This window comes from Inquilinus sp. (assembly GCF_039594555.1).
In the GTDB taxonomy this organism is placed as follows: domain Bacteria; phylum Pseudomonadota; class Alphaproteobacteria; order DSM-16000; family Inquilinaceae; genus Inquilinus.
On record NZ_JBCNNF010000486.1, the window covers coordinates 1 to 4,860 of the forward strand.

Sequence of the window (4,860 nt, forward strand, 5' to 3'; positions counted from 1 at the left end):
AGGATGCTGTGCGATTCCCACACCACCATGCCGCCATCATCGATCACCGGCACCCGTCCATGCGGGTTCCGGGCGCGGAAGGCGGGGTCGTCCAGCCCGCCGAAATCGCCGCCGGCCGGGATGTGCTCATGCGGCAGGCCGAGCTCGCCCACCAGCCACATCACCTTCTGCACGTTGAAGGCGTTGCGCCGGCCCCAGATCGTCAGCATTGCCCGCTCCCTTCTCCCGGCCGTCCGGTCAGCACGTCGTCGTAGATCGGCAGGTAGCGCAGCCGCTCCGGCCGCGGCTCGTGGAAGGCCATGGCGTAGTAGCCGATCTGGTGGAAATAGGCGATGCGGCTGCGGATCTCGACCTCGTCCGGCCCATAGCCCATCTGCCCGAAGGCGCGGCGCAGCAGGCCCATGCGGTACTGGTCGGCGCCCTGCACCGCCCGCGCCACCTCCTTCGAGGCCCGGCCCCAGTCGCGCACCGCCATGTCCAGCGCCGGGCTGAACGGGTCCTCGTCGACCCAGACGTTGCGGAAGGCCCGGAAGAAGGCCGCGCCCTCGAGGTCGGTACGACCTTCGAGCGCCTCGAAGGGCGCGCAGTTGCGCCGGCGCCATTCGTCCAGCAGCGCCGCCAGCAGGTCCTTCCGGCCCTGGAAGTGGAAGTAGAAGCTGCCGCGCGTCACCTTCAGCGTAGTGGCCAGCCGGTCGACCTTGACGCTGGCGACGCCGCCCTTCTCCAGCACCTTCAGCGCGGCGCGGATCCAGTCCTCGCGGCTCAGCGTCCGCCGGCCGTTTCCCGCCTCCGCCGTCGCTTTGCTGTTCTTCGCTGTCGCCAATGCGTCCGTCCTCGATCGGTGCCGGCGGTAGCCTTGCGTCACCAGCCAGATGCCGGCCCCACCCTGTATGCCCGTCGCAGGCAAGGCAAGAGGGGACCGGACGCCGCGTCGGAGAACCAAGCCGCCATGTCCCATCCCCCCATCGATCCGAAGTCGGTCGCCGGGAAGACCCCGGAGGTCGAGCGCCATGTCCAGCTTCTCGTCATCGGCGCCGGCCCGGCCGGCATCGCCGCAGCGGCCGAGGCGGCGGAGCGCGGGCTGGAGGTGCTGCTGGTCGATGAGAACCCGGTCGACGGCGCCCTGATCGGCATGGATGTGCCGCTGCATTTCGGCGGCCGCGCCATTGCCGCGGTGAACACGCCCGGCCGGCTGCTGGAGACGTTCCTGGAAGCCCGGCCGGAGCTGGTGGAACTGTTCGACAAGGGCGTCGAGGTGCTGCTGCAGACCACGGTCTGGGGCCTGTTCGCGAATGCACCCGGGGTGCAGTGGATGCCCGGCCCCGTCGCCGGCCTGGCCGACACCGACCGGTCCTGGCTGGTCGGCTTCGACAAGGTCATCGTCGCCGCCGGCCGGCGCGACCTCGGCATGTCCTTCCCGGGCTGGGAGCTGCCGGGCGTGATGGGCGTGACCGCGGCGCACCGGCTGATCGCCGGCTACGACGCCTTCGCCGGCCGGCGCCTGCTGATCCTGGGCACCGGCGCCGAGGCGCTGGACCTTGCGCTGACGGCACTGGGCCGCGGGCTGGAGGTGGCCGGGCTGGTCGAGGTGGCCGACCAGCCGGTCGGCCCCGCCGAGCTGGTCGAGGCGGTCAAGGCCCATGGCGTGCCGGTGCTGACCGGCCATGTCATCAAGGCGGCGGCGGGCGATGTCGAGGGCGTGACGACTGCGACGCTGGTTAGGATCGATGCCGGCCTGTCGCCGGTGCCGGGCAGCGAGCGTGACATCGCCTGTGACACCGTCGCGCTGGGCATCGGCACGGTGCCGAACATCGAGCTGCTGGCGGCGCTGGACGCGACGCTGGTGCACGACCCCGACCGCGGCGGCCATGTGCCGGTGACGGAGGCCGACGGCCGCACCGCCCTGCCCTTCGCCTATGCCGTCGGCGACTGTGCCGGCATCCATGCCGCCAAGTCTGTCGACCCCGCGGTGGCGCGGCAGGAGGGCCGGGTGGCGGCGATCGCCGCGGCCGCGTCGCTGGACAAGGCGGCCGAGACCGACGTCACGGCCGCGCGCACCGGGCTGGCGCAGCCGGTCAAGGGCGGCGGCGACCACCGCATGACCTGGCTGAAGGCGCTCCTGAACACCGGCGGGCTCGACGTGCTGGTGTGCCAGTGCGAGGAGGTCAGCCGCGGCGAGCTGCTGGACATCAGCCCGCCGCGCTATCTCGAGCGGGTGTCGAACAAGATGGCCACCCGGTCGCTGACCACGCTGCTGGAGGACGGGCCGGTGAACCAGGACCAGGTCAAGCGCCTGACCCGCGCCGGCATGGGGCTGTGCCAGGGCCGCCGCTGCCGCGAGCAGGTGGCGATGCTGCTGGCCCTGTCATCCCGCATCGATGTCGGCCAGGTGCCGCTGGCCAGCTACCGCCCGCCGGTGCGGCCGCTGCCGCTGAAAGTGCTGTGGCCGCAGGACGAGGCGGCGGTGGTGCGGCAGGAATGGGATTCCTGGTTTGGCATCGAGAGCCAGTGGGTGCCGTGGTGGGACATCCCCGCCGGCGGGACGAAGCAAGGCTGAGGCGGAGGGCGGATCATGGCAGAGACGAAGAAGGGCGCCTCGGTCGTCATCATCGGCGGCGGCGTCACCGGGCTGAGCACCGGCTGGTGGCTGGCACGCAGCGGCGTCGACGTGCTGGTGCTGGAGAAGGGCATCGTCGGCTGGGAGGCGTCGGGCCGCAACGGCGGCGGCTGTACCCATCCGCAGAGCCCGCTGTTCCCGGAGGAGCAGCGGCTGTGGCCGCAGATGGACGAGCTGCTGGGCTATCCCACCGAACACCAGAAGCACCGGCTGAAGATCGTGCTGCACGAATCCGACGTCGAGTTCATGCTCGGCTGGGTGCGGATGGGCGAGAAGCAGGGCTTCCATTACGACACCCTGGACGGCAAGCAGATCCGTGAGCTGGCGCCGCTGGCCGGCGATACGGTGGAGCGCGGCTACCTGCTGAAATATGGCGGCCACGCCAACCCGCAGCGCACCAGCCAGGCCTATGCCTGGGCGCTGCAGGACCTGGGCGGCCGCATCCTGCAGCATTGCACCGTGACCGGCTTCGACACTGCGGGCGGCAAGGTGACGAAGGTCCGCACCGACCGCGGCGATTTCGGCTGCGACCATGTGGTGATCGCCGCAGGTCCCCAGACCGGCCTCCTGGCCGAGATGCTGGGCGTCGACCTGCCGGTCGCCTCCGGCCGGGCCGAGATGATCGTCACCGAGCCGCTGCCGGCGATGCCGATGAGCGGGGTCGACGGCAACGGCCTGTACGGGCGCCAGACGCTGCGCGGCAACCTGGTCTATGGCGGCGGCCCGCATGAATGGCTGCCGCCGGTCGACCTGAAGACGCCGCCGAAGCCGTCCAGCCCCCTTCTGCGCAACATCGGCCGCCGGCTGATGGAGCTGTTCCCGAAGGCCGCGCATGTGCGGATGATCCGCAGCTGGTCGGGCGTCATCGAGAACACGCCGGACGGCCGCGCGGTGATCGACTGGATGCCGGGCTTCGACAATGCCGTCGTCGCCACCATGTCCAGCGTCGGCTTCGGCCTGTCGCCGGCCAGCGGCCATGCCATCCGCGACATGATCGTCGACGGCGCCTGCAGCTTCGCCGACCTGTCGTCGATGCGCCTGGACCGCTTCGCCGGCCTGCCGAAGGACTGGCGCGAGGCCCAGGGCTGGCTGCCGCCGGTGGCGGCCTGATCGCGCCCCTCCACTGTCATCCTCGGGCTTGACCCGAGGATCCAGAAGGTCTCGACATCCTCTGGATTGCCGGGTCAAGCCCGGCAATGACAACAAAGGGGAAGCGCATCATGACCGACCTGACCGCCCGGCTGGAGGCCTGCTACTCCGGCGCCGTCTTCGACGTGCTGCGCGATATGGGCCACGCCAATTGCGTGCTGCCGCGGACCATCCTGGCCGTGGACCCGGACACCCGGATCTGCGGTCGCATCTTCACCATCCGCGGCCGGCCGGACGACACGATAGACGCGCATCGGAGCCTGCTGGCCTGGACCGAGCTGCTGACCGTGGTGCCGAAGGACCATGTCGCCATCTGCCAGCCGCAGGACGACGTGCGCGCCCTGATGGGCGAGCTGTCGGCCGAGGCGCTGCAGTCGCGCGGCGTGCGCGGTTACATCGTCGATGGCGGGTCGCGCGACAACGCCTTCATCCGCCGGCTGGGCTTCCCGGTCTTCGCCCGCTTCCGCACGCCGCGCGACATCGTCGCCGCCTGGATGCCGGAGGCCTATGGCGAGCCGATCACCATCGGTCAGGTGCGCATCGCCACCGGCGACTGGGTGGTGGCCGACATCGACGGCATCGTCGTCATTCCGGCGGCCCTGGCCGAAGAGACGGTGGCGAAGGTCGAGGACGTGATGCGGCAGGAGAACCTGGTGCGGAGGGCGATCCTGGACGGCGTGTCGCCGCAGGAGGCGTATCTGCGCCACGGGAAGTTCTGAGAGACCGTTCGCAAATGCTACTGGCGTGGCCGTCTGACGGCGGTTTCTGCGCTTCCGGTGCTCACGGACGATAATGTCCGCTGCGCGCCGGTTCTCGAAACCACCGCCAGCCGACTCACGCCAGCGCATTTCCAAACGGTCTCTACCCCTTTCCCTGCAGCGGCCCGGACCCCACATCGAAGGTCCAGCACACAGCAAGGCCGAGCGCCATGAGCGAGAAGCCGAGGAAGATCCCCGGGCCCGACCATCCGATCACGGTGACGCCGAACCCGGCCCGGGTGGTGGTGAAGGTCGCCGGCAAGGTCGTCGCCGACAGCGTCAGCGCGCTGACGCTGCGCGAGGCCAGCTATCCGCCGGTGCAGTACATCCCGCGCC

6 protein-coding genes are annotated in these 4,860 nt (G+C 70.5%); 4 read left to right on the forward strand and 2 right to left on the reverse strand.

Annotated features, from left to right (window positions below):
* Together ABDW35_RS32300 and ABDW35_RS32305 are read right to left on the reverse strand one after the other, a co-directional pair.
* Window positions 1-209 (reverse strand): glutathione S-transferase N-terminal domain-containing protein (locus ABDW35_RS32300; protein ID WP_343717951.1); only part of this gene is annotated, 209 nt, incomplete at its 3' end.
* Window positions 203-823, reverse strand: a complete 621-nt coding sequence (locus tag ABDW35_RS32305) for a TetR/AcrR family transcriptional regulator (protein ID WP_343717952.1) — start codon at window positions 821-823, stop codon at window positions 203-205. The genes ABDW35_RS32305 and ABDW35_RS32300, both read right to left, overlap by 7 nt.
* A 126-nt stretch (window positions 824-949) precedes the next feature.
* On the opposite strand from ABDW35_RS32305, the gene ABDW35_RS32310 reads away from it, so the two are divergent.
* The 4 genes from ABDW35_RS32310 to ABDW35_RS32325 all read left to right on the forward strand — a co-directional run.
* The gene (locus ABDW35_RS32310; protein WP_343717953.1) at window positions 950-2,557 is read left to right on the forward strand and encodes an FAD-dependent oxidoreductase; all 1,608 of its coding nucleotides are present in this window, start codon (window positions 950-952) and stop codon (window positions 2,555-2,557) included.
* A gap of 15 nt (window positions 2,558-2,572) precedes the next feature.
* On the forward strand, window positions 2,573-3,727 hold the full coding sequence (locus ABDW35_RS32315) for an FAD-binding oxidoreductase (protein WP_343717954.1): 1,155 nt from the start codon (window positions 2,573-2,575) through the stop codon (window positions 3,725-3,727).
* Window positions 3,728-3,837: 110 nt separating this feature from the next.
* On the forward strand, window positions 3,838-4,485 hold the full coding sequence (locus tag ABDW35_RS32320; protein ID WP_343717955.1) for an RraA family protein: 648 nt from the start codon (window positions 3,838-3,840) through the stop codon (window positions 4,483-4,485).
* Window positions 4,486-4,694: 209 nt separating this feature from the next.
* Window positions 4,695-4,860: DUF427 domain-containing protein (locus tag ABDW35_RS32325; protein WP_343717956.1), on the forward strand; the 166-nt coding region annotated here is incomplete at its 3' end.